Source organism: Nocardiopsis sp. NPDC006938, from assembly GCF_042869555.1.
Lineage (GTDB): Bacteria > Actinomycetota > Actinomycetes > Streptosporangiales > Streptosporangiaceae > Nocardiopsis.
Genome location: NZ_JBIAGA010000002.1, coordinates 389,079 through 414,777 on the forward strand (window position 1 = coordinate 389,079; position 25,699 = coordinate 414,777).

The window sequence follows — 25,699 nt, forward strand, 5'->3', positions numbered from 1 at the left end:
TCCCCGGGCCCCCTTCGGAGTCCCTCAGGCTCCGCCGGTCAGTCCTCCTCCTCGCCGTCCGCCAGGACGTGCAGGCGGGCCAGGTGCTCGCTGCCGTCCTCCCCGTGGCGGTTCACGTAGATCTCGCGGGCCTCGTCGGCGATGTCGCCGACCTCGTCCTCGAATCCGTAGTCGAGCAGGTCGTCCAGGAGGTCGAGGGAGCGGTGCAGCGGGTCCCCGTCGTCGGGGTCGGCCGCGGCCTCCTGCGGGGAGTGCTCGGTGACCCGAGTCAGCACGACGCCTCGGGCCTCCTCCACCGCGCTCTCCGCTCCGGCGGCCGCGCTCAGGCGGATGCGGGTGATGGGGTCCTCGTCGGCGACGAGCATCAGCTGCTCGGCCAGCCAGGCGGTGTCCTGGCCTTCGAGGAACGCGGTGAGTTCCGCGTCGTCAAGGGGAGTGTCCATCCGCAGATCATAGGACGAACCGCGCGTTGTCGGCGCCGCGGGTCCGACCTCCGGAAGGGGGTCCGGAAAACGGACATTCGACAAGAAAGTTCATTCATCCCATGATGGGATAAAGAAGGGGAATGGGTGTTCGGGTGAATACCCTTGGTGATCGATTTCGAGTACGCGAGATACCGCCGAAGTTCTTTCACAGTTAAACACGTGCGGGCCAATAGGCGATCTATGGATCACGGCACAGATCTGAAACGGTTGTATTAATACCCAGCCGTCTACCTTCCCAGGTAGTCGTGGCGCGGTTTAGGGTCCAACACAATCGTTCCGGGACCCAAGCCCCGTCCCCCATCACTGAGGTGGACCATGTTCACGAAGTCTTCCCGTAAGCCGCTCGGCCTCCTGGCCGTCGCGGCGTCGCTCACGCTCGTGGCGACGGCCTGCGCGGAGAGTGACCGTGCCGGAGGAGGCGACGACGACTCCCAGCCGTTCGTCTTCGCCTCCGCCGGTGACATCACCGCGCTGGACCCCTTCCTCGCCAGTGACGGCGAGACCTTCCGTTACAGCCGCCAGGTATTCGAGACCCTTCTCGAACACGAATCCGGTGGTTCTGAAATCGTCGGCGGACTGGCCGAAACCTGGGACCAGTCCGAGGACGGAACCGTCTGGACCTTCCACCTCCGGGACGGGGTCACGTTCCACGACGGCGACGAACTCAACGCCGAGGCGGTCTGCGCCAACTTCGACCGCTGGTTCAATCTGACCGGCGCGTACCAGAGCTCGAACAACTCGTATTACTGGCAGAAGATCTTCGGCGGATTCGCGGAGAACGACGAGACGTACGCTCCGCCGGAGGCGCGCTACGAGTCCTGCGAGGCCGAGGACGAGCTCACCGCCGTCATCGAGGTCACCGAGTACTCCTCGCTCTACCCGGGCGGGTTCAGCCTCGCGGCCTTCGGCATCATGAGCCCCACCAGCATCGCGGCCATGGAGGGCCAGGAGATCACGGGGGAGGAGGGCAACCCCAACCTGCCCGAGTACACCCAGGTCCCCGGCACGGTCGCCGGCACCGGTCCCTTCACGGTCGAGGAGTGGAACCAGGACCAGGGTGAGATCACCTTCGAGCGGTTCGACGACTACTGGGGCGAGCCCGCGGGCTTCGAGAACATGATCATCCGGGCCATCCCGGACGAGAACGCCCGCCGCCAGGCCCTGGAGGCCACCGACATCCACGGCTACGACCTGGTGGCCCCGGCCGACGTCGCCCCGCTCCAGGACAAGGGGTTCGAGGTCCCCACTCGTGACGTGTTCAACGTCCTCTACCTGGCCTACCACCAGGAGAACGAGGCCCTGGCCGAGCTGGAGGTCCGCGAGGCCCTCTCCAACGCCGTGAACCGCCAGCGCATCGTCGACACCATCCTGCCCGAGGGCGGCGAGGTCGCCACGCAGTTCCACCCGGACACCCTCGACGGCTGGTCCCCGGACGTGCGCGAGATCGAGTACGACCCCGAGCTGGCCGCCGAGAAGCTGGCCGACGCCGGCTACGAGGACCTCGAACTCGAGTTCTGCTACCCGACCGAGGTCACCCGCCCGTACATGCCCGCGCCCAAGGACATCTTCGACGTCATCTCGGAGGACCTCCAGGCGGCCGGCGTGACGGTCGAGGCCAAGAGCTACGAGTGGGCCGAGTACATCAACCAGACCGACAGCGGCAACTGCCCGCTGTACCTGCTCGGCTGGACCGGCGACTACAACGACGCCTACAACTTCATCGGCACCTGGTTCTCCACCCCCAACAGCGCCTGGGGCATGGACGACCAGGAGCTCTTCGACAAGATGGAGGAAGTGAGCACCAACCCCGACAACGACGAGCGCGTCGCCGGGTACCAGGAGCTCAACGAGATGGTGATGGACGTCCTGCCGGGGCTGCCCATCTCCAGCTCCCCGCCCTCCATCGCGTTCTCCGGTGACGTCAACCCGCCGAACGTGAGCCCCCTGACCCAGGAGAACTTCGCCGAGGCCTCTTGGAAGTAGACACGGGCACCCCTCCCTGACCCGAGAGGGGAACCGTGCCGGGCCCGTCCGGTCCTGACCGGTCGGGCCCGCCGCGCGGCCGACCCCGCGCCCGGCCACCCCGGCGGCCCACTGCCACACGGCACACCGCGCCGCACCCCCCCGGGACTCCCCACCCCATCCGTACGTCCCGCCGCACACCGGCGGGGGACGCTCCGCGTCCATCGTTACCACCACTGGCGAAAGGCGGCGCAGGTGCTGCGATTCATCGTCAGGCGACTCCTACAGCTGATCCCGACACTCGGCGGTCTGTCGATCCTGCTGTTCGTCTGGCTCCAACGACTGCCGGGCGGACCCGAGTACGCCCTCCTCCCCGACGACGCGACAGCGGAGCAGCGTGAGGCCCTGCGCCGCTCCCTGGGTCTGGACGAACCCCTCGCGGTTCAGTACCTGACCTTCCTGCGCAACATCGTGCAGGGCGACCTGGGGACCTCCCTCCAGACCAGCCGACCGGTCCTGGACGAGTTCCTCCTCCGCTTCCCCGCCACGTTCGAGCTGGCCGTGACCGCGATGATCATCGCCGTCGCCGTCGGCCTGCCACTCGGCTACCTCGCCGCCCGCAAGCGCGGCACCGTCCTGGACTTCGCCGCGGTGGGCGGATCGCTCCTGGGCATCTGCACCCCGGTCTTCTTCCTGGCGTTCATCCTCAAGGTCGTGCTCTCCGAGAACCTCGGGCTGTTCCCGTCGGCGTTCCGGCTCTCCCCGGGGCTCAGTCGCACCGACATCACCGGGTTCGTGGTCCTGGACGGCCTCATGACTCGGGAGTGGGACGTCGTCATGGACGCCCTCGCCCACCTGGTGCTGCCGGGTCTGGCCCTGGCGTCCATCCCGCTGGCGGTCATCACGCGGATGACCCGCGCCAGCGTCCTGGAGGTCATGGGCGAGGACTACGTGCGCACCGCGAACGCCAAGGGCCTGCACCGCACCACGGTGCGCACCCGGCACGTGCTCCGCAACGCGCTGCTGCCGGTGGTCACGGCGGTCGGCCTGCTCGCGGGAAGCCTCTTCGCGGGAGCGGTCCTCACCGAGAGCGTCTTCGCGTTCCCGGGGATCGGTTCGTTCGTCTACGCGGCGACCCAGACCCGTGACTACCCGGTGCTCACCGGCTTCATCCTCCTCATCGCCACCATGTACGTGTTCATCAACCTCCTGGTCGACATCTCGTACAGCCTCCTCGACCCGAGAGTGCGGGCCCAGTGATGCCTACGACACCGAGTCAGAACCCGTCCGAGGCCCCGGACACCGCGGGGACCGACGAGAAGGTGCCCTTCCACAAGCGCCGGGCCGACAAGATCGACCGGCTCGCCGAACTCATGGGAGACCGGGACGCGGGCACCCACGGCGCGGGTGTGTGGAGCGAGGCCTTCCAGCGGATGCGGCGCAGCCCCATGGCGATCACCGGCGCGGTCATCGTCGCGCTGTTCCTCGTCATCGCGCTGTTCTCGCCCCTGATCGCCACCTACAGCCCCACCTCCCAGGCCTGGGGCAACGAGGTCTTCCCGAACCGCAACGAGTTCGTCGGGCCGCGCGCCGAGAACTGGCTGGGCCTGGACCACCTGGGCCGGGACATGTTCTCCCGCATGGTGATCGGCGCCCGCCAGACCCTCATGGTGGGCGTGGTCGCCACCCTGGTCGGCTTCCTGTTCGGCGCGCTCCTGGGCGGTATGGCCGGTGCGTGCTCGGTGCTGGGCGGTCGCTGGGGGCGCCAGGTCGACAACGTCGTCATGCGTGTGATCGACATGATGCTGGCCATGCCGACCCTGCTGCTGGCCGTCACGGTCGCGGCCCTGGTCGGCCCGAGCCTGACCACGGTCATGATCGCGGTCGGTATCGCCCAGGTCCCGATCTTCGCCCGCCTGCTGCGCGGCGCGATGATCTCCCAGGGCAACCGCGAGTACGTGCTGGCCGCGCAGGCCCTGGGAGTGAAGAAGCACCGGATCGCCCTCACGCACATCCTGCCCAACTCCATGGGGCCGGTGATCGTGCAGTCCACGCTCACCCTGGCGACCGCCATCATCGACGCGGCCGCCCTGTCCTACCTGGGCCTGGGCAACCCGGACGCGTCCTACCCCGAGTGGGGCACGATGCTGTCCGAGGCCCAGCGGTTCCTGTCCAGCGCACCGTCCCTGGCCGTCTACCCGGCCCTGGGCATCATCATCACCGCGCTCGGCTTCACCCTGCTGGGTGAGGCGCTGCGGGAAGCGCTCGACCCGAAGTTGAGGAAGTGACCATGAGTTCCAGCACGCCGCTGTTGGCGGTGGACGAGCTGTCCGTGGTGTTCCGCCGCAAGGGCCAGAAACCGACCCGTGCCGTCGACGGGGTGTCCTTCACCCTGGAGGAGGGGCGCGTCACCGGGCTGGTCGGCGAGTCGGGCTGCGGCAAGAGCGTGACCTCCCTGGCCCTCATGGGCCTGCTCCCGGACCGGGGCGTGGAGGTCGGCGGCAGCGCCGTCATGCGCCTGTCCGACCGGGGCGAGGAGGTCCGTGAGGCGGACCTGCTGCGGGTCTCCCAGCGCCGGATGCGCGACCTGCGCGGTTCGCAGCTGGCGATGATCTTCCAGGACCCGCTGAGTTCCCTCAACCCGGTGGTGCCGATCGGGGTCCAGGTCACCGAGATCCTCAAGCGGCACCGGGGGATGCGCGGCGCGGCGGCGCGCAAGGAAGCCGCCGAACTGCTGTACCGGGTGGGCATCCCCGACCCCACCCGGCGCCTGAACGAGTACCCGCACCAGCTGTCCGGCGGGATGCGCCAGCGCGCGCTCATCGCCATGGCGGTGGCGTGCAAGCCGCGTCTGATGATCGCGGACGAGCCCACCACGGCTCTGGACGTCACCATCCAGGCGCAGATCCTGGAGCTGCTCAAGGACCTGGTCACCGAGGAGGGCACCGGGCTGTTGATGATCACCCACGACCTCGGTGTGGTGGCCGGGCTGTGCGACGACATCAACGTGCTGTACGCGGGCCGCGCCGTGGAGACCGCCGAGCGGGCGCCGCTGTTCAGCGACCCCACCCACCCCTACACGGTGGGTCTGCTCGGGTCCATCCCCCGGTTGGACGCGCCGCGCGGCGAACCGCTCACCCCGGTGCGCGGTTCGGTCAACGACAACATCGCGTGGGCTGACGGGTGCGCGTTCGCCCCGCGCTGCGACCACTACACCATGGAGTGCCTCCAGGGGCCGCCCCAGCTCGTCGGCGTCGGCGACGGGGACCCCGGACACGTCCACCGTTGTGTGAACCCCATCAGCCACGCCGACGTGGTGGACCGGGCCGTGCTGGAGAGCCCGGCCGTGGTGGGCGACGACGAGGAGGAGCGGGGATGAGCCTGCTGGAGATCAAGGACCTCAAGGTCCACTTCCCGATCAGGCGGGGCGTGATCGTCGACCGCACGGTGGGGCACGTGCGCGCCGTGGACGGGGTCTCGCTCAGTATCGAGAAGGGCCAGACCTACGGGCTGGTGGGGGAGTCGGGCTGCGGCAAGACCACCCTGGGCCGCGCGGTGCTGCGGCTGAACGAGATCACCGAGGGCGAGGTGTGGTTCGGCGGGCGCGACCTGGCGGGGCTCGACTCGGAGTCGATGCGCCGTGAACGCGCCAACCTCCAGATGGTCTTCCAGGACCCGCTGGGCAGCCTCAACCCGCGTCAGAACATCGGGTCGATCCTCCTGGAGGGCCTCCAGACCCACGGCATCGGCGGTCCGGAGGGCGCGTCGGCCCAGAAGGCGAGCCGGGCGGAGCGGGCCGCCGAGACCAGGAAGGACCAGCGCCGGCGGGTGGTGGACGCGTTGGAGCGCGTGGGGCTGTCGGCCAAGGCGCTCCAGCGCTATCCGCACGAGTTCTCCGGCGGCCAGCGCCAGCGGATCGGGATCGCCCGCGCGCTGGTCCTGGAGCCGGACCTGATCATCTGCGACGAGCCGGTGTCGGCCCTGGACGTGTCCATCCAGGCGCAGGTGCTGAACTTGTTGGAGGAGCTCCAGGAGGAGCTGGGCCTGACCTACCTGGTGATCGCGCACGACCTCGCGGTGGTGCGGCACGTCAGCGACGTGGTGGGGGTGATGTACCTGGGGTCGATGGTCGAGGAGGCCTCCAGCGACGAGCTGTACGAGACCCCACTGCACCCGTACACGCGGTCGTTGATGTCGGCGGTCCCGGTGCCGGACCCGACGGTGGAGGATGGCCGGGAGCGCATCCTGCTCGCAGGCGACCTGCCCTCGCCCGCGAACCCGCCGGCGGGCTGCCGGTTCCACACCCGGTGCCCGTGGCGCCAGGAGGAGCGCTGTGACACCGAACGCCCGGAGCTGCGCCCGCTGAAGGGCGCCGAGGGCGGCACACACCGGGTGGCGTGCCACTACGCGGAGCAGATCCTGTCCGGGCAGATCCAGCCCCGGGAGGAGCTGGCGGAGCGGATCGTGCACGGGGCGGGCTGAGTCGGAACGCGTGTGTGGGGTCCCGTCAGCGGGGCCCCGCGCACGCGCGTGTGCGGAGCCGCCATCGGCGCGCCGGTCCGGAACCGGTGTCGTCCGCGCGATCCCTGCGGAACCCGCTCAGCCCCCTCGCGGGGAGATGATCCCGTGGTCATTCGCCCAGCGTTCGAAACCGCCCGCGGGGAAGGGAAGGTGGTAAGCGGTTTCCAGAAGGTGGTCCGCCAGGCTGCCGACCATGGCCGTGGTGAGCAGGCCAGCGCGGATGGCTTCGCAGAGCAGACCGAGAGTTCCCTGGAAGGGGATGCCCGCGTCCTGGGCCAAGCGCCGGGCCGCGCGGTCGTCGATCACCGCCGTGGCCTTGTGTACCTGCGCGTAGGCGAGGACCGAGCTCTCTCCGACATTTCGACCTCCCGCGACGAGGAACTCGGAGAAGCGGGCGAAGGACTCGATCTCGGCACCGGATTCCAGGGTGTGCCTCTTCGGCCACTCGGCTCCGAGGACCTGCTGTAGGTACGGTCTGGTGTGAGCACCCTGGCGCAACTCGTGTTCGACCTCGCCGGTGATGACGACGGTGCGCGGGCCCGCGACCGTGCGCAGCACACCCAGCCATCCGGCTTCGGTGAGGTGACTCAGAGGGCCGGTGTCGAGGACGATCTCCTCCGATGGCGGTCCGCTCATGAAACGAACTGCCATATGGCCGACTCGTTCAATCGTGGCAGCTCCGGAAGATCCGCTGTTGACCACGTCCCCATCAACAGGTCCAAGGCGCGCTCTTCGCTGATTCTCTCGGAGGTGAACAGACGCAGCACGGCCGCTTCGTACTCGCGCGGGAGCTGGCTCTCGGCGAGCTCGTCCGCGTTGACGAGGTCGTACTGCACGATGTCCGCTCTGGTGGTTCTGGTCATGCGCACCTGAGCGGCCTGCGCGCCGCTGACCAGACCGAGCTCGGCGAGTCGACGTGCCAGTGTGGACATGTCCACGCGGAACCTGCTGGCCGTTCGAACGGTGGCCGCTCGGAGGCTGTCGTCCTCGTGTCCCGCCCACGTTCGCCAGGCCTCTCGCAGGGAGGCGTCCGGGAGCAGCAGGGAGCGGGCGAACCGGTCCATCAGCTGTTCGCGCGAGTCCCGGCTCGAACTTCCGTCGATGCGCCAGTCGACCGTGTACTCGTCGGCGACGAGGAGGTGTCCCAGCTCGTGTGCCAGGGACAGGCGTCGACGTCCCACGCGGCGATCGCCGTTCACCACCGCGACCGCGCCGGTCTCCAGAAGGACGCTGGCCGCGTCGGCGGCGTCGGTGCCAAGGTCGATGACGAACGGGAGCAGCCCGGCTCGAACCACCGTTCTGCCGAGGTCGCACAACGGCCCCTCCGGGTCAGCGCCGAGTAGCACACGGGCCCGTTCGGCGAGCTCGTCGGCCTCTTCCCCGTTTTCGGGCATCGGATGTTCGGGGGGGCGCCGCACTCTGTCCCGGAATCCGCTGTCATTGCGGGCGATGAACTCCACGTCGCGGGCGCGACGTTCCACTTCGGTGTCGATGCGGGGGCTGGGTTCACCGGGGTCCGTGACGTTGCGGTGCGACACGATCGCGGGCGGGGCCTCCTGGACGAACCACTCGATTCTCTCACCGACGGCATCGGCAACCTCGGCGAGCTCCAACGCCGTCAGCCGACGGTTGCCGCTCTCCATCTTCGCGAGTACGGACCGGTGTACGCCGATGGCCTGGGACAGCTCGATCTGTGTGAGACCCGCGCGTTGGCGGGCCTGGGCCACGCGATGACCCAGCTCGGCAGAGGTGAGGACCATGTGTTCCATAATAGAACACGTCGGCGGCGGGCTCCCGTGACAGTCGGGGCGAGCCCGTCGCGATGTGCCTTCGCCGCACGTCATGGCAGCGGCAAGGTGCCTCGTGGAGCCGGTCCTACCGGGCGGCCGCCGACCCGTCCGTTCCCCGCGGGGCCACGGGGCGGGTGAAGCGGCGGCACACGTACACGCGGGCGAACGCGGCGCGCAGCCGTGCCTCCTCGGCCGGGTCCGCGTGCAGGAAGGCCCCGCCCACGTGGAACCCGACGCGGGGGGTCACCGCCTCCGCGGCCTCGTCCCCCTCGGCGTGGACGTGCAGGTAGTGGTCGTGGTCGGTGAAGCCCCGCGCCCGGTACCAGGCCAGGGTGTCGGCGTCGTCGCGGGTCCAGGCGTCGAGTGCGCGGACCCCGGTGCCCCGGAGCCGGGCCAGGAGCGCCTCCAACAGGGCGGTCCCGATTCCCCGCGCCCGGTGGTCGGGGTGGACCGCGACGGTGTCGATCGTGGCGCCGGCCCCGGACCGTTCGGCGTCCAGGATACCGACGACGGTGGCGCCGGAGACGGCCACCAGCTCCACACAGGGCCGGTCGAACTCCGGCTTGGCCGTCTTCACGTCGTCGAAGTAGGCGGTGTGGAGGAAGGACAACACCCGGCAGCGCAACCACCCCTCCTCGTCGGCGGGACGGTAGGGGCGGATCTCCAAGGGGGCCATCCGGCCCATTCTGTGCGGCCTCCGCCACGGGCACCACCGGTTTTCCCGGACCCGTTCCCCGTGTCACGGGTGCGGGGCGTGACACGGGCATGACCTCCGTGACTGTCGCCCGCAGGGGGTCCGGCCGAAGAATCGGGACCATGACCTCCTCTGACACGCAGCACCCCCCGCAGGACCGGCCGGTCACCGACCCGCCCGCTCCCGAGCGCCACCGACGGCCCAGGGCGCAGGCCGCGCCCCGCCGAGTGCTGCTGACGGCCCTCGTGATCGGCACCGCCGCGGCCCTGGCGGCCCACCTGCTCTTTCCCCTGCTCCCGCACCGGGCGCCGGTCGCGGCGGTGGAGCTGGAGGGTGACGACGCCCTGGCCGCCGACGTGGCCGCCGCCCTGGACACGGGCCAGATCCAGGGGCTGGCGGTCGCCCGATTCCGCAACGACGCCCCGGACCGGGTCGAGTGGGTGACGGCGGGGACCGCCGACGGCGCGGCCCCGATCACTCCGGACACCCGGTTCGAGACCGCGTCGGTGTTCAAGACCCTCACCGCGATGACCCTGGCGGACATGGTGGACCGAGGGGAGACCTCACTGGACCGCACCCTGGAGGAGGTGTTCCCCGACGCCGAGTTCGGCGACCCGGCCTTCGCCGAGGCCACCCTGGAGGACCTGGCCACCCACCACGCCGGGTTCGTGACCCAGGTCGAGACCGGATGGCTCGGCACGCTGCGGGGCCTGGCGACGGGTGACACCTACCGGATGGCGCACCCGCCGCTGGAGTTCGCGGCCTCCGCCGCGCCCCTGGCCCCGGGCCGCCACATGTACAGCAACGCCGGGTACGCGCTCCTCGGGGAGGCGTTGGCCGCCGAGTCCGGGACGCCCTACCCGGAGCTCGTGCGCGAGCGGGTGCTGGAGCCGCTCGGCATGGACGCCACGGTGATCAGCGGTTCGGGGGTGCCCGAGGGCGCCGCGGGTCCGCACCGTGAGCCGGGGGCGCGCAACGAGGACTGGCGCAACACCGACTACGCGGCCGCCGGGGTCGCGACCTGGAGCACCCCCGAGGACCTGGTCCGGTTCATGACCGCTGTGGCGGAGGGCGAGGCCCCGGGCATCGGAGCACTGGAACCGGTCTACGAGGAGGTGGAGGCCGCCGCTCCGGGGACGGGCATGGAGGGGCTGGGTATGGCACTGGGCTGGCATCTGCTGGAAGTCCCCGACGTCGGCCTGGTGACCTGGCACAGCGGCGGCACCAACGGCACCCGCACGATGGTCGCCACGGACGGGGAGCGCTCGGTGGTGATCATGGCCAACAGCTTCGGTGTGGAGGCGCCCGCGCTCGGCTTCCAGCTGCTGGGGGAGGACCCGCAGAGGGTGCAGGGGGTTCCGGCGTGGATCGCGCTGTCCCAGACCCTGCTCATGGTGCTGCTGCCCGCCCTGCTCCTGCTGTCCCTGACGCTGCGCCGTCGCACCCTGGTCACGCAACGGCCGCTCGACCGGCTGCGTCTGGTGTCGCTCACTCTCGGGGCCGTGGCCTGGAGCCTGTTCGCGGCGCGGCTCGGCGGCTGGGTGGCGACCCCCGTGGTCGTGTGGGCGCTGGGGGTCGGGCTGATCGCGGCGTCGGTCGTGGTGGGGTCCTGGCACTGGAGCCGGGTTCCGGTGGAGGCGGGACGGTGGCGTTGGCTGCACGTACCGGTGTTCGCCGTGTCGGTGCTGTTCTCGCTCGCCCTGGGCGGCCTCATGGCCTGGGGTGCCGCGGTCGCCTGGGGCTGACGGCCTCAGCGGTCCCGGTCGCCCTCCCACGAGGTGAACCAGAGGGCGAGGGCGGTGCGGTCCCGCAGACCGAGCTTGCGCAACACGTGCGTGACGTGGTTGCGCACGGTTCCCTCGGACAGGAACAGGGCGCGGGCGATCTCGCGGTTGCTGGCCCCGGACCCGACCAGGCGCACCACGTCGAGTTCGCGTCCGGTGAGACCGTGGTCGTCCGCGCCGCCGCGCCGGGCGGGGGCCGGGCGGGCCCCGGCCGACCCGGTCCCGGTCGCACCGGGTTCCGCCGCCCCCGGGGTTCTGGTCAGTGCGGCGACCATCCGGGCGGCGGCGTGCCCGAGCAGGAGGGTCTCGCCCCGGGCCGCGCGGCGGACGGACTCGGCGACCTCCTCGGGTTCGGCGTCCTTGAGCAGGTACCCCTTCGCACCCGCCCGCAGGCAGGCGAAGAGGTGCTCGTCCTCGTCGAAGCTGGTCAGCACGACAGCCGCCACGTCGGGGTGGCGCTCGGCCAGCCGCGCGAGCAGGGCGGTGCCGTCCATGCGCGGCATGTGCACGTCGACGAGGGCCACGTGGGGCGGTCGGGCGAGTTCGGGGGAGTCGAGCAGCTCCAGGGCGGCCACCCCGTCCTCAGCCTCGCCCACCACCTCGATGTCCGCTTCCGAGGCCAGCAGCCGGGCCATGCCCCGGCGGACGATCCGGTGGTCGTCCACCAGGAGCACCCGGACCCGTTCCCCTTCGCGGTGGGGCCTCGACATCACGCCGCCTCCAGTTCCCGTGCGCGTTCGTTGGTCGTGAGCGGGAGCCGGGCACGGAGTTCGAACCCGCCCCCGGCCCGGGGCCCGGTCTCCAGGGTCCCACCCAGTGCGGCCAGGCGCTCGCGCAGCGCGGTCAGCCCGAAGCCGGGGGCACCGTCGTCCGGTCCTCTCCCGTCGTCGGCCACGACCAACTCCAGCGCCCGCGCTCCGGTGCGCACGTCCACGTCGACCCGGCTGGCTCCGGAGTGGCGCAGCGCGTTGGTCAGCGCCTCCTGTACGCACCGGAAGGCGACCAGCTCGGCTTCGGCGTCCAGGTCCTCGGGCCACGCGCCGCCGCTGGTGAAGGAGGTGGCCACTCCGAGTTCGCCGAAGGAGTCCGTGAGCGAGCGCAGGGCGGCCGCCCCCGAGCGTTCGGTGAGCGCGACGGGTTTGAGCGCCCGCACCCAGCGGCGGGTGTCGGCCAGGGTCTCCTTGGTGAGCCTGCGGGCCTGGCCGACGTCCTCGCGCAGGCCGTCCAGGAGGTCGGGCGGCAGGTCCGGGGGTAGGGCGGCGACCGCCCGCTCGGCGTTGACCAGGCACAGGTGGACGGCGCTGAGGTGGTGGCCGGTGCTGTCGTGCATCTCCCGGGCCATCCGGTCCCGCTCGTCGGCGATCGCGCGCTCCCGGTCGCGGGCGGCGTGCGCGCGCAGGAGCTCGTGGGCCTGTTCCAGCTCCTCCAGGAGTTCGCGGGTGCGGTGGGCCTGCCGGGCCGCGCCGACCAGCGCCCGCACGGCGGTGAGCACCCCGAGTCCGTAGAGCAGCAAGAGGGCCCCGTTGAACAGCGCGTAGCCGAACGGCAGACCGGCCAGGCCCAGGACGGTGTTGAGCAGCGCGAACACCACGGCCATGGCCAGGCCGCCGGGTAGGCCGAAGGCGCACAGTGCCAGGGTGAGGGCGACGGCGACCAGACCGTGGAGACCGAACTCGGCGGTGAGCGGCATGACCACCGTGCAGGAGACCAGGAAGGCCACGGTCGCGGCCCGTCGAGGTGCCGGGGCGCCGGGCTCCCACGCGGTGAACGGCCACAGCGCGCACACCGGCACCAGGGCTCCCAGCATGAGGAGGAAGACGGGGTCGGGGTACGCGAAGTGCGCGGGGACGAACCGGCCCTCCGCCAGGGCGTTGAGGGAGCGCACCAGGACGTAGCTCAGCACCACGGACCCGAACACGAGGTGCGCGACGGGACGCGGGCGGGGGCCGCGCGGGTCCAGGAGGTCGACCAGCGACCGCCGAGGGAGATCGGTCATGGCCCCACCCTCCCAAAGGCGGCGTCCCCGCGCGAAGGGAGTATGACGGATGTCCCATGACACCGGTGACTGTCCACGGGGTCCTCGGGGGGTAAGGATGGGGGTATGGGAGAGGAATCGCCGACATCCGGGTCGGGCGCGCACGCACCGTCCGGTTCCGGGCTGTTCCTGTACGACCGGGACTGCGGCTTCTGCCAGCGCGCGGTCGCGTTCGCCCGGGACCGCCTGCGCACCCGCACCGCCTTCGCGGCCTGGCAGGACTGCGACCTGCCCGCTCTGGGGCTGACGCCGGAGCAGACCGACGCGCGTGCCTGGATCGTCTATCCGGACGGGCGGCGGTTGGCCGGGGGCGACGCCGTCGCCGGGGTGCTCCTGGGGGGCGGGCGCCCGGCCCGGGTCCTCGGCCGGTTCCTTCTGCTGCCCGGTGCGCGGGTCGTGAACCGCGCCGTCTACCGGGTCGTGGCCGCGAACCGGCACCGCCTGCCCGGCGGAACCTCCTCCTGTACCCTGCCGACCGCGAAGTGAGGACCACCCCGTGCGCCACCCGCCTCCGGCCCCGGGGCCGACGACGCTCCAGGCCGCGACCGACCAGATGATGCCCCCGTTCGCGGCCCTGGCCATGGCGGGATGCCTACTACTCGTCACGGCCGTCCTGGTGTACGTCGGTGTCCAAGGGGGGCGGCGCGGGCTGCGTCCCAGCCCGTTCGTCGGTATCCGCACGGCCTACACCCGCTCCAGCGAGTCCGCCTGGTACGCGGTGCACAAGGCCGCGGCTCGCTGGAACGTCGCCGCCGGTCTGGTCTGTCTGCCCGGACTGTTCTGGCTGCCGCTGGCTGCCACGCCCGAAGGCCAGGCCGCCGCCGTGCTCGTCCCGATCGGAGCCTCCACGGTGGTGCTCCTCACCGGTGTGCTCCGGGCCCACCGGGTGGCGCGGGAACGCGAGGCGCGTGAGGCGGGCCGGGCGGACCTGCCCTGAGCTCAGGCCGCCGCGCGCAGGGCCCGGCACACGTCCAGGACCCGTCCGCGCAGCACCGCGCCGCGTTCGGCGAAGTCCCGCTGGTACTCCATGTAGGCGGCCTTGCCCTCGGCGGTCTCGATCCGTACCGGGTCGTACCCCCACGCGCGCAGGTCGTAGGGGGAGGCGCGCATGTCCAGTACGCGGATCTCCTTCGACAGCTCGAAGCAGTCGGCCACCAGTTCCGAGGGGACCGCCGGGGTGAGCTTGTACGCCCACTTGTACAGGTCCATGTTGGCGTGCAGGCAGCCGGGCTGGTCGAGTTCGGTCTGGCGTTCCCGGGAGGGCTGGAGGACGTTGAGGGGGCGCGCGGGGCCGGTGAAGAACCGGAACGCGTCGAAGTGCGAGCACTGGACCCGGTGCGACTCCACGACCCGGTCGGTGCCCGCGTGCCCGAGCCGGAGGGGGACCTGCCCGTGTCGGACCTCCTCGGTCCGGTACACCATCGCCCACTCGTGCAGCCCGAAGCAGCCCAGGTGGGCGGGGCGTTCGGCCACCGCCGACAACAGCCGCTCCACGAAGTCCAGCACGGGCCGGGCGGCCAGGAAGGCGGGGACGTCCAGTCCCACCCCGCCCGAGCGCTCGGCGTAGAAGCGTTCGGAGAGCCGTTCGCGGGCGCCCCCGCCCAGCAGTACCGTCCCCGCCCCGGGGTGCCAGCGCCGCAGCTGTGCGGGCTTGAGGTTGTAGTAGGTGAACAGGAAGTCCTCGACGGGGTGGCGCTCCCCGGCGCTCCGGCGCCGGACGTGGTCGCCGACCAGGGCGTCGACCCGCCGTGCGTGCAGCTCGGCGCGCTCGCGCCACTCCGTCTCCGCCAGGTCTGCCACGGCCGCGGTCCTCGTTCCCGTCACGGCACCCAGGGTACGCGCGGCCGGTCCCCGGCCCTGCCCTAGGCTGCTGGGGTGCAGATTCCCACCGACGAACAGATCCGCGCCCTCCACGAGCGCCACGCGCCCACGGCCGAGGCCTTCGAGCGCGTGTACTCCCACTGCCGGGCGGTGTGCGAGGTGGCCGAACTGCTCCTGGACCGCGGGGACCGGGGTGTGAACGCCGATCTGGTCCGTGCCGGGTGTCTGCTCCACGACGTCGGCGTCTACCGGCTGATGGACGCGCGGGGGGTGATCGACGGCCCCCGCTACGTCAGCCACGGGGTGCTGGGCCACGGGCTGCTGGCGGAGGAGGGGTGGTCCCGGACCCTGTGCCGGTTCTGCTCGCACCACACGGGCGTGGGTGTGACCCGTGAGGACGTCGTCTCCCAGGGCCTGCCGGTCCCCGTCGCGGACTACCTCGCCGAGACCCCGGAGGAGGAGCTGGTGATGTACGCCGACAAGTTCCACAGCAAGAGCGAACCGCCGGTCTTCCTCACCGCCGCGACCTACGCCGCCAAGGTGCGCCGCTTCGGACCGGAGAAGGAACGCCGTTTCCGGGAGCTGGTCGAGCGCTACGGGGAACCGGACCTGGCCGCCCTGTCCCGCGCCCACGGGCACGCCCTGGTCTGACCGCTCCGGCGCGGGGCGCGGCGCTCAGTTCGACTGCTGCACCGGCAGGTGCCTTCCCAGGTAGCCCACGTACACGCGGTTGGTGGTGTCCGGGCCCAGGTGCGGGAAGAAGTAGAGCCGCGGACAGATGCCGTACTCGGTGTCCAGCTTGATGTGCGCGTACATCGGGACCCGGCCGTCCGGCTCCACCTCGGCCGGTACCCGGAAGACCCGCTTCTCGTGGAGCTTGCCCCGGTTGCGGACGTGGTCCGACTCCTGCGAGGCCAGCCGCTTCACCGGGATGACCCGGTACCCGTTCGGCGGTTCGCGCAGGTAGGAGTGGAACCCCAGTCCGCTCCCGGGGTTGTCGAACTGGTAGCGGGCGTAGTCGTTCAGGGCCAGCAGGGCCTCCCAGGCGCGAGTCACCCACAGCCCCTCCTTGCGGCTGTCGGAGAGTTCGCGCACCGTCTGGTCCTCGATGGTGAAGAACAGGTGCGGCAGCGCGGAACCGTCGGTGATGCGCTCCAGTAGGTCCACGACGTTGGACGGCGGTCGCAGCTCGGTGTCGCGCGGGGCCGGTTCGGCGGCCAGTCGGAACAGGCCCTCCTCCCGCACACGGTCGCGCAGCCACCGCGCCTCGAACCGGGCGGCCCGACGCTCCTCCCGGGCCAGCGCCAGCTCCTCGGCCAGGTCGGAGTTCTCGGCGAGCGCCGCCTGGTGTTCCTCCGACAGCTCCCCGATCCGCGCGTTGAGCCTGCGCACCTCCTCGCGGAGCCGCCGCACCTGGTGTTCCTGGGCCTGGGCGGCGGCGCGCTCCAGGGAGGAGGCGGAGTCGTGTTCCGACTGGTGTGCGATGACGTTCCCCGATCCTGTGGGTGCCCGTGGGGGAACGGGGGCACGGGTGCGCGGACCCCGGCGCAGGTCCTCGGTCTCCTCGGTGAGAAGGCCGTCGATCGCCCGGAGCGCGTCGGGCAGGCCCAGGCCGAGCGCGTTGTCGCGCACCCGCCTGGACAGGGCCGCGCCCACCCAGTTGCGCACGCGTTCGCCGTCGCGTGCCGTGTCGAGGGTGCCGGGGCTCATCCGGGGGTGGCGCCGGGCGTCCGAGGCGTCGGCCGGGTCCACGCCCGGCAGGAGGGTGCGCACTCCGCCCGGGGGCACGTCGAGGCCGCGGGGCAGCAGCGCGCCCACCCGGTCCAGTGCGGCCCCGTCCAGGACGTATCCGGCGCACATGCCGGTGCACCGTGACAGGGCCCCGGCCATCGACGCGCGCCAGTCGGCCACGGTGACGTCGCGCGGCGCGCCGGTGGCCACGATGGCCAGACGGCGCAGCGGGTCGTGGATGGTCGAGAGGAGGGCGGCCACGTCCCCGTCGTCGCGTCCCCGCACGATCCGGGGAGAGGACGGCAGGGGATGGGCACCGTCGTGGGCGTCGACCGACTCCAGCAGCATGCGCGCGACCTCGGGCGGCATCACGTCGGGGCGGGGGGCGTTCGGGGCGGCGGGGCCGGCGGGGTCGACGGTCATGTCGATCCACACGTGGCTCCACGGGGAGAGTTCGGGGTCCACGACCACCGTGGCCAGCGTGCGCCACACACCCTCGGGTTTGTCGGACTCGGTGGTCAGCCGCAGGAAGGTCAGGCCCTCGTCGGCGTTGTGGTGGCGTACCACCAGCGCACGGGAGCGGTTGCTCAGCTCGTACCGGCCCGGAGCGGTGAAGTCGACCCGCGCCCCCGAGTTGCCGCGCTTGCTCAGCCAGCGGGACAGGACGGAGGAGGCGACCGAGACCAGGTCGCCGTCGTGGTGGACCGCGACCATCGTGCGGTAGACGAGCGGCAAGGGCACCCCCGGGTTCCCGTCGGCTGCTGCGGACCCGGGGGTGCGGGTCACCGCCCCGCGGCCTCCAGGTCGTACTCTCCGTTTACCCAAGGAACGGCCAAGTCATCAATCGCCACACGCCAGTGCGCTCCGGGGATCTCCTCGCGCAGCCGGGCGAGGGCGGCCAGGTAGTGGCGCAGGTGTGCCATGACGGGCAGGGGGCCGCTCGCGGAGTGGGAGAGCTTGCTGGCCCCGGCGAACAGTTCTCCGGCGCCCGCGTACACGGCGTACGGGGCCAGGGGCTCGAAGAGTTCGGGGGGTCCCAGGGCCGGGTCGGTGACCTCTCCCAGGGCGATCCACTCGGGCAGCAGGCGTTCGGCGTGGGCGGCCAGCGCCCGCTCGCCCTCGGCCGTGATCCGGTCCACGGCGGCGCGTTCGGTGTCGCTGAGCGGGGTGTCGCGGCGGGCGCTGTAGTACAGGCTGACGCTCAAGGGGGCTCCTGGTGGGTCGACTGCTCCCAGGATGGTCGGCGGGGCCGACACTTCCCGTGCGTGTGCGCCACCGGGATGACCGTCCGCAACCCCTCCACCGGAGGGACGGCGGGCGGCGATGACCGACCGCACCCACGAGCGGGCGCCGGTGCTGACCGGGATCGATCCGTAGGGGCCACGGCGCGACGCGCACGGGGGCGGTGGCCGGTGTGCGGCCGCCGCCCCGTGGCACCCCTCGTGCGCGGCGTCCTACAGCTTCGAGGCGTGGTCGAAGAGGTCGCGGGCCTCGGTGCCCAGGCGGGGCCCGTACTGGGTGCCGCGGTCGTCGGCGTACTTGAAACTCACCACGGACGAGATGGTGCCGGTGCCGGTGGCCGGGTCGAAGCCGGAGAACCAGGGTCCGCCGCTGGAGCCCTGGGTCATGGTGCAGCGCACCCCGTTGGCGGTGGTGCCGCCGGTGTCGGGGACGGTCCGGCCGGAGCAGTAGTGGAGTTCGCGGCCGTTGTAGGGGGAGGCGGCCGGGTAGCCGAAGGTGTACACCTGCACGCCCCTGGACACGCTCTGCTCGGTCCAGGTGTCGAAGGAGATCCGTTGGGCGCCGACGCGGTCCTGCACCGCGGTCCCGCCGTCCTCGTTGAGCACGACCATCGCGAAGTCGTAGCTGTCGTCGGCCCGGTTGGACCACTGCGGGACGACCATGAGGTCGCGGGCGGTGAACTTGCCGTGCGGGCTGTCCCCGGAGGAGTAGCCGGGGACGAAGGTCCAGTTCTGGGCCCAGGAGCCCTTCCCATCCTTGGCGCAGTGCCCGGCGGTGACCAGGGTGCTGCGGTTGGCGGAGTCCACGACCGAGGCCGAGCAGGTGAAGTCGCGGCCGTCCATGGTCAGGTAGACCTTGCCGGTGGTCCTGGTGACCTTCCCGCCGTCGTTCCAGCGGTCGCCGTCGCTGTTGGGGCTGGAGGCCTGCGGTTCGGTCCCGGCGGAGCTCTGGAGCGGTTCGGTCAGCCCGAGGGTGGACTCGACGAGGCTGGTGATGGGCTGGGCGGCGGCCATGCGGTCGCTCGTCCAGTAGTCCAGGACGGCGGTGCGCTGCTCGTTGGTCACGGCCCCGGTCTGGTGGACGACCCCGTCCATACGGGAATGGGGTGCGGCGCCCTGTGGAGCGGGTCCCCCAGGGGCGAGGGCGTCCGGGAGGGCGGCGGAGGAGTGGACGGCGTGGGAGACGGCGGCGGCCGGGGCGGGCAGGTGGTCGATGAGGGCGAGACCCCCGAGGGCGACCGCGGCTGCGGCCAGCGGGGCGAAGATCCTGCGTGCGGTGGGCGAGGTCATGCCCCTGATCTTCGCACACTTGGAGTAACACGATAACTACTTTGGGTTTGTGTCGCGGCTTTCTCGGGAAGACGGCCGCCCGACCTCGCGCGGAGTCGGGCGGGGCCGCCCGACACGTGGCGGTGCGTTGACCGGAACGCGGGGTTTCGGCGCCGATGAGCGCCGAAACCCCGCGTCCGGGGGCACCGGTGTCTACCCGAGCGGGATGGTGACCCGGGTCGGCGCCTCTTCCGGAGAGCTCACCGTGACCCTGTCCCCGATCCGGCTCTCGTTCACGTACCGGGCGTCCCGGCTGTCCACGACCACGGCCAGCCGCTGCCCCGCGGGGACGTCCCAGACCACCGAGGACAGTTCGGTGTCGACCGTCACCGGCTCGCCCGGGGTCGCGCCCCGCAGGGTGTACGGGGCGTGGCTGAGCAGGGAGCCGGTGCCCCGGTCGTTGATCGCGTACAGGTACACGAAGACCGACTGGTCGGCGACGGTCGGGGTGACGGTGAAGGTCACCTCGGGGGTCCCGGCCACCCGGGCGCCCTCGGGGTAGACGGGGCTGGTCCACACGGCGGCCCGGTACCGGTCCACGGTGGGCAGCAGTACGCCGGTGGGCACGTCGAAGAACTGCTGGAGGGCCCCGGAGAGGATCACCGTGCCGCTCTCGGCGGTCGTGCCGATCCCGGTGCGGAAGCCGTACTCCCAGCCCGTGGCGGGCTCGGTGCCCATCGCGCCCTCGCTCCGCCAGCGACCCCAGCTGGAGCTGGGCTCACCGAGGTGGTACTCGTCGGCCGACGCCGTCACCGAGGGCCAGTCCGCGTGCGAGGTCCACCCGCCCGAGCCGTTGTTGGGCTTCACCCGTACCGGTTCCTCGGCGTCGACGCCGTTGTCCTCGCCCTTCAGGTGGTGGTCGAACCAGCGGGCCAGGTCCTCCCACACCTCGTTGGGCAGCCCGACCGCGCCGAAGGCCTCGGGGGTGGCGTGGTCTCCAGGGGTGAGCATGAGCCGCTTTGGGCCGGTCAGCTCCTCGTAGAAGTCGGCGATGTGCCCCGCGGGGAACATGCCGTCGTTCCAGCCGTGCGCCATCATCACGGCGGTGCCGTTGGCGTTGATCCGGTCCACCTTGGTGGCGGCGGAGCGGTCCGGGGCCATCTCCAGGATGGGGTCGACGTTGCCGCGCCGGTACTCGCGCTCCATCTCCCTGAGGGACTCCCCGGGGGTGCCGAGCAGGTTCCCGGCCAGGAGCAGCAGCTCGGCGGACTGCACGTCGATGGTCGCGTTGGGATAGAGGGAGGCCTCCAGGTCGGCCCAGCCGCTCATGGAGCCGACCGCCCGGACCCGGTCGTCCTCGGCGGCGGTGAGCAGGCTGATGCCGCCGCCGTAGGAGATGCCGGCCATACCGATCCGGTCGGGGTCGGCCCCGGTGTTCTCCAGGGCCCAGTCGATCACGGCGCTGGCGTCGGCCCGGTCCTCGGGCCCCGCCACCTCGATGCCGCCGCCGGAGTCCCAGAACCCGCGTGAGGAGTAGGCGACGACCTGGTATCCGGACTCCTCCGCCAGCTTCTTGGCCGCGCCGACGTAGAGGATGTGCGGGGTGGCCCAGGCGGAGGGCATCACGAGCAGCGGGTGCGGGCCCTCGGTGCCGGTGGGGGTGATGACCTTGGCCTTGAGCTCGGTGCCGTCGTGGCTGACGATCGTCTCGTAGCCGATGGTCGAGGCGACGGTGACGGCGGAGGCGGGGGCGGGGGACAGCGCGGCGACCGCGACGGCGGCGGCCACGGCCACGGCGGACAGGGTGTGGAACCGCGCGCGGAACGGGACGCGCGCGGGGGAGGGGGAGCGCGTACTGACGGAGCGCGTGCTGGCTGGGGGCATGGCGGGAACCTCGGAGGGGTGGGGGCGGGGAGGCTCCGACGGTCGCTCGCGCCGACGCCGTCGGAAGGGGCCGGGGGCGCCGAACGTGATCGGCACCGCACTCTACTGTGAGGTAACTTACTCGCCAGTCAAGTTAGGTGATCCGGAGCCCGTTGTAAAGACCCCGTCACACGGACGCGCCCGTGCCGTACCGCGCGCGCCCGTGCCCGGGCCGCCGCGCCGTGACAGCGTCCCCGGGGTTCGCCCCGCGTTCCTCGCGGGTTGTCCACAGGCCCCGGCGGCGGCGCGCCGGGTGCGCGACAATGGGCGGGTGCGAGAAGAACAGCAGCGAACAGTAGTGATCCTCGGCTCCACCGGTTCGATCGGGACCCAGGCCGTCGACATCGTCCAGCGCAACCCCGGACGCTTCCGGGTGGTCGGGCTGGCCGCCGGGGGCGGCCGCACCGACCTGCTCGCCAAGCAGGCGGTCGAGCTCGGGGTCGAGCGCGTGGCCGTCGCGGACCCGGCCCGGGCCGCCGACCTGACCCGCCTCCTGCGCGAGCAGGGCTCCGAGGCCGAGGTGCTGGTCGGCGCCGAGGGCGTCGCCGCGCTCGCCGGGCACCCCTGCGACGTCGTCCTCAACGGCATCACCGGTGCCCTGGGCCTGGAGTCCACCCTGTCCGCGCTGCGCGCCGGGACCACCCTCGCACTGGCCAACAAGGAGTCCCTCATCATCGGCGGGCCGCTCGTGCGCGACCTGGCCGCCCCCGGCCAGATCGTCCCGGTCGACTCCGAGCACTACGCCCTCGCCCAGTGCTTCCCCCACCTGCCCGAGGGCGAGCTCACCAGCCCCGCCCAGGGCCTGGTGCACGCCGCCCGCTCCGACGTGCGACGCCTGGTGGTCACCGCCAGCGGCGGCCCCTTCCGCGGCCGACGCGCCGAGGAACTCGCCGACGTCACCCCAGTGCAGGCCCTGGCCCACCCCACCTGGAGCATGGGGCCGGTCATCACCGTCAACTCCGCGACCCTGGTCAACAAGGGCCTGGAGGTGATCGAGGCCAACCTGCTGTTCGACATGCCCTTCGACCGGATCGACGTGGTCGTGCACCCGCAGTCGATCGTGCACTCCATGGTCGAGTACGTCGACGGCACCACCCTGGCCAAGGCCAGCCCGCCCAGCATGATGATCCCGATCGCCTACGGCATCAGCGCCCCCGAACGCGTCCCCGACGCCGCGCCCGGCATGGACTGGACCCGCGCCCAGAGCTGGACCTTCGAGCCGCTGGACCACGAGGCCTTCCCCGCCGTGCGGCTGGCCGCCGAGGTCGGCGCCTCGGGCGGCACCGCCCCGGCCGTGTACAACGCCGCCAACGAGGAGGCGGTGGACGCCTTCCTCAAGGGAAACCTCGCGTTCCCGGCGATCATGGACACCGTGTCCCAGGTAGTCTCTGAACACCAGAGGGCGGACCGTCCGGGAGCCTCGACCCTGACCCTGGACGACGTGTACGCCGCTGACACCTGGGCCCGAACCCGCGCGCGCGAGCTGCTCACCCGCGGCTGAGGACCGACATCGGCTTGAGGAGTGGTGCATGGTCGTTCTGCTGACGGTGGTCGGGATCGTCCTGTTCGTCGTAGGACTGCTGCTCTCGATCGCCTGGCACGAGCTCGGCCACATGACCGCGGCCAAGGCGTTCGGGATCAAGTGCACCGAGTTCATGGTGGGCTTCGGCAAGACGCTCTGGTCGGTGCGCAGGGGCGAGACCGAGTACGGGATCAAGGCCATTCCGCTGGGCGGGTTCGTGCGCATGGTCGGCATGCTGCCGCCCGCCCGCGAGCGGGCCGACACCGGGGCCAAGAAGATGTCCCGGTGGCGGGCGATGGCCGAGGACGCCCGCGAGGCCTCCTTCGTGGAGCTGTCTCCCGAGGACCAGGACCGGCAGTTCTACCAGCGCGCCCCCTGGAAGCGCCTGATCGTGATGTTCGCCGGGCCGGGCATGAACCTCGTGCTCGCGGTCATCCTCCTCGGCGTGCTCTTCATGGGCATCGGCGTGCACAAGGAGACCCCGCAGATCGGGTCGGTGCGCGAGTGCGTCGTCCCGGCCGGGGTCACCGCCACCGAGTGCACCGACGCGTTCGCCCCCACCCCCTCCCACGAGGCGGGCCTGGAGCCCGGCGACGTCATCGTCTCAATCGACGGCGAGCCCGTGACGGGCGCCACCGTCAACCGGCAGATCCGCCAGTCCCTGGGCAGCACCGAGTTCGTGGTCGAGCGCGACGGTGAGCGCCTCACCACCGACGTCGACATCGTCGAGAACGAACTGCCCGCCCGGGACGCCGACGGCAACATCGTCTACGAGACCGACGAGAACGGCGACCTCGTCTACGACGACCAGGGCCGCAGGGTCGCCGCAACCGAGGTCGTCGGGTTCCTCGGCGTGGTGTTCGTCCAGGAGCGCCAGCCGCTGAGCGTGGGGGAGTCGGTCTCCGAGGTCGGCTCCATGCTGGTCGGGGTCGGAGAGGCGATCATCGCCCTGCCCAGCCGGGTCCCCGAGGTGTTCGGCGCGGCGTTCCTGGGCGAACAGCGCACCGAGGACTCCCCGGTGGGCATCGTCGGCATCTCCCGCATCGGCGGCGAGATCATGTCGCAGGGCCTGCCCGTGGTCGACACCGTCGCGATCATGATCAGCATCCTGGCCAGCGTCAACCTCTTCCTCTTCGCCTTCAACATGCTGCCGATCCTGCCGCTGGACGGCGGGCACATGGCCGGGGCGGTCTGGGAGTCGGTCAAGAAGTGGACGGCGCGGCTGTTCAGACGCCCCGACCCCGGTCCGGTGGACGTCGCGCTGCTGACACCGGTGGCCTACGTGATCGTGGCCTGTTTCCTGGTGTTCAGCGTGATCCTGCTCGTCGCCGACCTCATCAACCCGGTCCGGCTCTTCGGATGACCTCCGGCCGCCCCCTCAGGAGCGCCCCCCCGCGCCCCCTGAGGGGGTGAACACCGGTTGAACTGGTGTGAGCGCGGCCACGAAGGGCCGAGCGCCGCCCCAAGGGCGGGTAACCTGGGGGTCGCGTACCGGGATCGCCGCCGTGGCCGAGGCCACCGGGACGGATCTCCCGGAAGACGCCCGCGCGGGCGCGGTGTGCGCGCCCCGTTTCTCCACGACCGGACGACATCAAGTGCCGCCCCTCCCTCCGGCGGCAGACGAGGTGAACCTAGCGTGACCATTGATCTCGGTATCCCCGCCACCCCGCCGCGCCCGCTGGCGACCCGGCGCAAGACCCGGCAGATCATGGTCGGGAACGTCCCGGTGGGCGGCGACGCTCCCGTGTCCGTGCAGTCGATGACGACGACCCGCACCTCCGACATCAACGCGACCCTCCAGCAGATCGCCGAGCTCACCGCCTCGGGCTGCCAGATCGTCCGTGTGGCCGTCCCCACCAACGACGACGCTGACGCGCTGCCGATCATCGCCAAGAAGTCGCAGATCCCGGTGATCGCCGACATCCACTTCCAGCCCAAGTACGTGTTCGCCGCGATCGACGCCGGGTGCGCGGCGGTGCGCGTCAACCCGGGCAACATCAAGAAGTTCGACGACAAGGTCGCCGAGATCGCCAAGGCGGCCTCGGCTGCCGGGACCCCGATCCGTATCGGCGTCAACGCCGGATCGCTCGACAGGCGGCTGCTCGCCAAGTACGGCAAGGCCACCCCCGAGGCGCTGGTGGAGTCCGCGCTCTGGGAGTGCTCGCTGTTCGAGGAGCACGGCTTCCAGGACATCAAGATCTCCGTCAAGCACAACGACCCGGTCGTGATGGTCAACGCCTACCGGCTGCTGTCGCAGGCCTGCGACTACCCGCTGCACCTGGGCGTCACCGAGGCCGGACCGGCCTTCCAGGGCACCATCAAGTCCGCCGTGGCCTTCGGCGCGCTGCTGTCGGAGGGAATCGGCGACACCATCCGCGTGTCCCTGTCGGCGCCGCCCGCCGAGGAGGTCAAGGTGGGCGCGCAGATCCTGGAGTCCCTGGGCCTGCGCGAGCGCGGCCTGGAGATCGTCTCCTGCCCGAGCTGCGGCCGCGCCCAGGTGGACGTGTACACGCTCGCCGAGGAGGTCACCGCCGGTCTGGAGGGCCTGGAGGTGCCGCTGCGGGTGGCCGTCATGGGCTGTGTCGTGAACGGTCCGGGTGAGGCGCGCGAGGCCGACCTGGGCGTGGCCTCGGGCAACGGCAAGGGCCAGATCTTCGTCAAGGGCGAGGTCATCAAGACGGTCCCCGAGTCCAAGATCGTCGAGACGCTGATCGAGGAGGCCATGCGCATCGCCGAGGAGATGGGCGAGGCCGGGGTCCAGGGCGAGCCCAGCGTGTCCGTGGCGGGCTGATCCGCACCGCCCCCTGAGGGGGCCACCGATCGGAGGGGGTACGGCGTGCGCCGTGCCCCCTTTGCCGTGCCCGGACCCGCGTCCGACTCGGGGGTGGGCACCCGTGTGCCCCGTTCGGGAACACGCGGGA

At 71.5% G+C, this 25,699-nt stretch carries 23 protein-coding genes; 12 read left to right on the plus strand and 11 right to left on the minus strand.

Annotated elements, in window-relative coordinates:
* Window positions 1-38 precede the first annotated feature (38 nt).
* Window positions 39-443 carry a hypothetical protein gene (locus ACFYL4_RS04670; RefSeq protein WP_387516400.1) on the minus strand — a complete coding sequence of 135 codons (405 nt, stop codon included), beginning with the start codon at window positions 441-443 and terminating at the stop codon, window positions 39-41.
* 357 nt (window positions 444-800) lie between these two features.
* Between ACFYL4_RS04670 and ACFYL4_RS04675 the strand changes: the two genes are divergently transcribed.
* The 5 genes from ACFYL4_RS04675 (at window position 801) to ACFYL4_RS04695 (ending at window position 6,929) form a co-directional block, all read left to right on the plus strand.
* Window positions 801-2,468, plus strand: a complete 1,668-nt coding sequence (locus ACFYL4_RS04675) for an ABC transporter substrate-binding protein (RefSeq protein ID WP_387516402.1) — start codon at window positions 801-803, stop codon at window positions 2,466-2,468.
* A gap of 234 nt (window positions 2,469-2,702) precedes the next feature.
* Complete coding sequence (locus ACFYL4_RS04680) at window positions 2,703-3,707, plus strand: ABC transporter permease (protein WP_387516404.1); 1,005 nt, start codon at window positions 2,703-2,705, stop codon at window positions 3,705-3,707.
* On the plus strand, window positions 3,707-4,735 hold the full coding sequence (locus ACFYL4_RS04685) for an ABC transporter permease (protein WP_387516406.1): 1,029 nt from the start codon (window positions 3,707-3,709) through the stop codon (window positions 4,733-4,735). The genes ACFYL4_RS04680 and ACFYL4_RS04685 overlap by 1 nt, the downstream gene beginning before the upstream one ends.
* Window positions 4,736-4,737: 2 nt before the next feature.
* Window positions 4,738-5,826, plus strand: coding sequence for an ABC transporter ATP-binding protein (locus ACFYL4_RS04690; RefSeq protein WP_387516408.1), 1,089 nt, complete (start codon window positions 4,738-4,740; stop codon window positions 5,824-5,826).
* Window positions 5,823-6,929, plus strand: a complete 1,107-nt coding sequence (locus ACFYL4_RS04695) for an oligopeptide/dipeptide ABC transporter ATP-binding protein (protein WP_357762295.1) — start codon at window positions 5,823-5,825, stop codon at window positions 6,927-6,929. The genes ACFYL4_RS04690 and ACFYL4_RS04695 overlap by 4 nt, the downstream gene beginning before the upstream one ends.
* A gap of 117 nt (window positions 6,930-7,046) precedes the next feature.
* Here ACFYL4_RS04695 and ACFYL4_RS04700 read toward each other — a convergent pair whose 3' ends face one another.
* The 3 genes from ACFYL4_RS04700 to ACFYL4_RS04710 all read right to left on the minus strand — a co-directional run bounded on the left by ACFYL4_RS04700 (window position 7,047) and on the right by ACFYL4_RS04710 (window position 9,434).
* Window positions 7,047-7,604 (minus strand): hypothetical protein, encoded by a 558-nt coding sequence (locus ACFYL4_RS04700; RefSeq protein ID WP_357762298.1) that lies wholly within the window; start codon window positions 7,602-7,604, stop codon window positions 7,047-7,049.
* Entirely contained in the window at window positions 7,601-8,728 is a 1,128-nt protein-coding gene (locus ACFYL4_RS04705) for a helix-turn-helix domain-containing protein (protein ID WP_387516411.1), read from the minus strand. The genes ACFYL4_RS04700 and ACFYL4_RS04705 overlap by 4 nt, the downstream gene beginning before the upstream one ends.
* Window positions 8,729-8,843: 115 nt before the next feature.
* Window positions 8,844-9,434 carry a GNAT family N-acetyltransferase gene (locus ACFYL4_RS04710; RefSeq protein WP_387516413.1) on the minus strand — a complete coding sequence of 197 codons (591 nt, stop codon included), beginning with the start codon at window positions 9,432-9,434 and terminating at the stop codon, window positions 8,844-8,846.
* A gap of 140 nt (window positions 9,435-9,574) precedes the next feature.
* On the opposite strand from ACFYL4_RS04710, the gene ACFYL4_RS04715 reads away from it, so the two are divergent.
* Window positions 9,575-11,197, plus strand: coding sequence for a serine hydrolase (locus tag ACFYL4_RS04715; RefSeq protein WP_387516415.1), 1,623 nt, complete (start codon window positions 9,575-9,577; stop codon window positions 11,195-11,197).
* Window positions 11,198-11,202: 5 nt separating this feature from the next.
* On the opposite strand, the gene ACFYL4_RS04720 is transcribed toward ACFYL4_RS04715, so the two are convergent.
* Window positions 11,203-11,946 carry a response regulator gene (locus ACFYL4_RS04720; protein WP_387516417.1) on the minus strand — a complete coding sequence of 248 codons (744 nt, stop codon included), beginning with the start codon at window positions 11,944-11,946 and terminating at the stop codon, window positions 11,203-11,205.
* Entirely contained in the window at window positions 11,946-13,232 is a 1,287-nt protein-coding gene (locus ACFYL4_RS04725) for a sensor histidine kinase (protein WP_387516419.1), read from the minus strand. The genes ACFYL4_RS04720 and ACFYL4_RS04725 overlap by 1 nt, the downstream gene beginning before the upstream one ends.
* Before the next feature lie 105 nt (window positions 13,233-13,337).
* Between ACFYL4_RS04725 and ACFYL4_RS04730 the strand changes: the two genes are divergently transcribed.
* Both ACFYL4_RS04730 and ACFYL4_RS04735 read left to right on the plus strand, forming a co-directional pair.
* Complete coding sequence (locus tag ACFYL4_RS04730) at window positions 13,338-13,757, plus strand: thiol-disulfide oxidoreductase DCC family protein (protein WP_387516421.1); 420 nt, start codon at window positions 13,338-13,340, stop codon at window positions 13,755-13,757.
* 10 nt (window positions 13,758-13,767) lie between these two features.
* Entirely contained in the window at window positions 13,768-14,208 is a 441-nt protein-coding gene (locus ACFYL4_RS04735) for an SdpI family protein (protein ID WP_387516423.1), read from the plus strand.
* A gap of 2 nt (window positions 14,209-14,210) precedes the next feature.
* Here the strand turns inward: ACFYL4_RS04735 and ACFYL4_RS04740 are convergent, their stop codons facing one another.
* Entirely contained in the window at window positions 14,211-15,095 is an 885-nt protein-coding gene (locus ACFYL4_RS04740; RefSeq protein WP_387516425.1) for a 3-methyladenine DNA glycosylase, read from the minus strand.
* A 51-nt stretch (window positions 15,096-15,146) separates the two neighbouring features.
* On the opposite strand from ACFYL4_RS04740, the gene ACFYL4_RS04745 reads away from it, so the two are divergent.
* Window positions 15,147-15,743, plus strand: coding sequence for an HD domain-containing protein (locus ACFYL4_RS04745; protein ID WP_357762321.1), 597 nt, complete (start codon window positions 15,147-15,149; stop codon window positions 15,741-15,743).
* A gap of 24 nt (window positions 15,744-15,767) precedes the next feature.
* On the opposite strand, the gene ACFYL4_RS04750 is transcribed toward ACFYL4_RS04745, so the two are convergent.
* From ACFYL4_RS04750 to ACFYL4_RS04765, 4 genes are all read right to left on the minus strand, one after another.
* Window positions 15,768-17,558, minus strand: a complete 1,791-nt coding sequence (locus ACFYL4_RS04750; protein ID WP_387516622.1) for a hypothetical protein — start codon at window positions 17,556-17,558, stop codon at window positions 15,768-15,770.
* Between the two features lie 47 nt (window positions 17,559-17,605).
* Window positions 17,606-18,028, minus strand: coding sequence for a hypothetical protein (locus tag ACFYL4_RS04755; RefSeq protein WP_357762324.1), 423 nt, complete (start codon window positions 18,026-18,028; stop codon window positions 17,606-17,608).
* Between the two features lie 249 nt (window positions 18,029-18,277).
* Window positions 18,278-19,354 carry a trypsin-like serine peptidase gene (locus ACFYL4_RS04760; protein ID WP_387516427.1) on the minus strand — a complete coding sequence of 359 codons (1,077 nt, stop codon included), beginning with the start codon at window positions 19,352-19,354 and terminating at the stop codon, window positions 18,278-18,280.
* A gap of 192 nt (window positions 19,355-19,546) precedes the next feature.
* Entirely contained in the window at window positions 19,547-21,217 is a 1,671-nt protein-coding gene (locus ACFYL4_RS04765) for a CocE/NonD family hydrolase (RefSeq protein WP_387516429.1), read from the minus strand.
* A gap of 337 nt (window positions 21,218-21,554) precedes the next feature.
* Between ACFYL4_RS04765 and dxr the strand changes: the two genes are divergently transcribed.
* The 3 genes from dxr (at window position 21,555) to ispG (ending at window position 25,569) form a co-directional block, all read left to right on the plus strand.
* Window positions 21,555-22,757, plus strand: a complete 1,203-nt coding sequence (gene dxr, locus ACFYL4_RS04770) for a 1-deoxy-D-xylulose-5-phosphate reductoisomerase (RefSeq protein WP_387516624.1) — start codon at window positions 21,555-21,557, stop codon at window positions 22,755-22,757.
* A 28-nt stretch (window positions 22,758-22,785) separates the two neighbouring features.
* Complete coding sequence (locus ACFYL4_RS04775) at window positions 22,786-24,141, plus strand: M50 family metallopeptidase (protein ID WP_387516431.1); 1,356 nt, start codon at window positions 22,786-22,788, stop codon at window positions 24,139-24,141.
* A 273-nt stretch (window positions 24,142-24,414) separates the two neighbouring features.
* Window positions 24,415-25,569, plus strand: a complete 1,155-nt coding sequence (gene ispG / locus ACFYL4_RS04780; RefSeq protein ID WP_357762335.1) for a flavodoxin-dependent (E)-4-hydroxy-3-methylbut-2-enyl-diphosphate synthase — start codon at window positions 24,415-24,417, stop codon at window positions 25,567-25,569.
* Window positions 25,570-25,699 lie beyond the last annotated feature (130 nt).

Excerpts from the sequence above, each read along its gene's own strand:
- ACFYL4_RS04695 (WP_357762295.1), top strand. The coding sequence starts at position 5,823 with ATGAGCCTGCTGGAGATCAAGGACCTCAAGGTCCACTTCCCGATCAGG.
- ACFYL4_RS04690 (WP_387516408.1), top strand. The coding sequence starts at position 4,738 with ATGAGTTCCAGCACGCCGCTGTTGGCGGTGGACGAGCTGTCCGTGGTG.
- ACFYL4_RS04685 (WP_387516406.1), top strand. The coding sequence starts at position 3,707 with ATGCCTACGACACCGAGTCAGAACCCGTCCGAGGCCCCGGACACCGCG.
- ACFYL4_RS04670 (WP_387516400.1), bottom strand. The coding sequence starts at position 443 with ATGGACACTCCCCTTGACGACGCGGAACTCACCGCGTTCCTCGAAGGC.
- ACFYL4_RS04715 (WP_387516415.1), top strand. The coding sequence starts at position 9,575 with ATGACCTCCTCTGACACGCAGCACCCCCCGCAGGACCGGCCGGTCACC.
- ACFYL4_RS04725 (WP_387516419.1), bottom strand. The coding sequence starts at position 13,232 with ATGACCGATCTCCCTCGGCGGTCGCTGGTCGACCTCCTGGACCCGCGC.
- ACFYL4_RS04675 (WP_387516402.1), top strand. The coding sequence starts at position 801 with ATGTTCACGAAGTCTTCCCGTAAGCCGCTCGGCCTCCTGGCCGTCGCG.
- ACFYL4_RS04710 (WP_387516413.1), bottom strand. The coding sequence starts at position 9,434 with ATGGCCCCCTTGGAGATCCGCCCCTACCGTCCCGCCGACGAGGAGGGG.
- ACFYL4_RS04705 (WP_387516411.1), bottom strand. The coding sequence starts at position 8,728 with ATGGTCCTCACCTCTGCCGAGCTGGGTCATCGCGTGGCCCAGGCCCGC.
- ACFYL4_RS04720 (WP_387516417.1), bottom strand. The coding sequence starts at position 11,946 with ATGTCGAGGCCCCACCGCGAAGGGGAACGGGTCCGGGTGCTCCTGGTG.
- ACFYL4_RS04700 (WP_357762298.1), bottom strand. The coding sequence starts at position 7,604 with ATGAGCGGACCGCCATCGGAGGAGATCGTCCTCGACACCGGCCCTCTG.
- ACFYL4_RS04775 (WP_387516431.1), top strand. The coding sequence starts at position 22,786 with ATGGTCGTTCTGCTGACGGTGGTCGGGATCGTCCTGTTCGTCGTAGGA.
- ACFYL4_RS04765 (WP_387516429.1), bottom strand. The coding sequence starts at position 21,217 with ATGCCCCCAGCCAGCACGCGCTCCGTCAGTACGCGCTCCCCCTCCCCC.
- ACFYL4_RS04760 (WP_387516427.1), bottom strand. The coding sequence starts at position 19,354 with ATGACCTCGCCCACCGCACGCAGGATCTTCGCCCCGCTGGCCGCAGCC.
- ACFYL4_RS04730 (WP_387516421.1), top strand. The coding sequence starts at position 13,338 with ATGGGAGAGGAATCGCCGACATCCGGGTCGGGCGCGCACGCACCGTCC.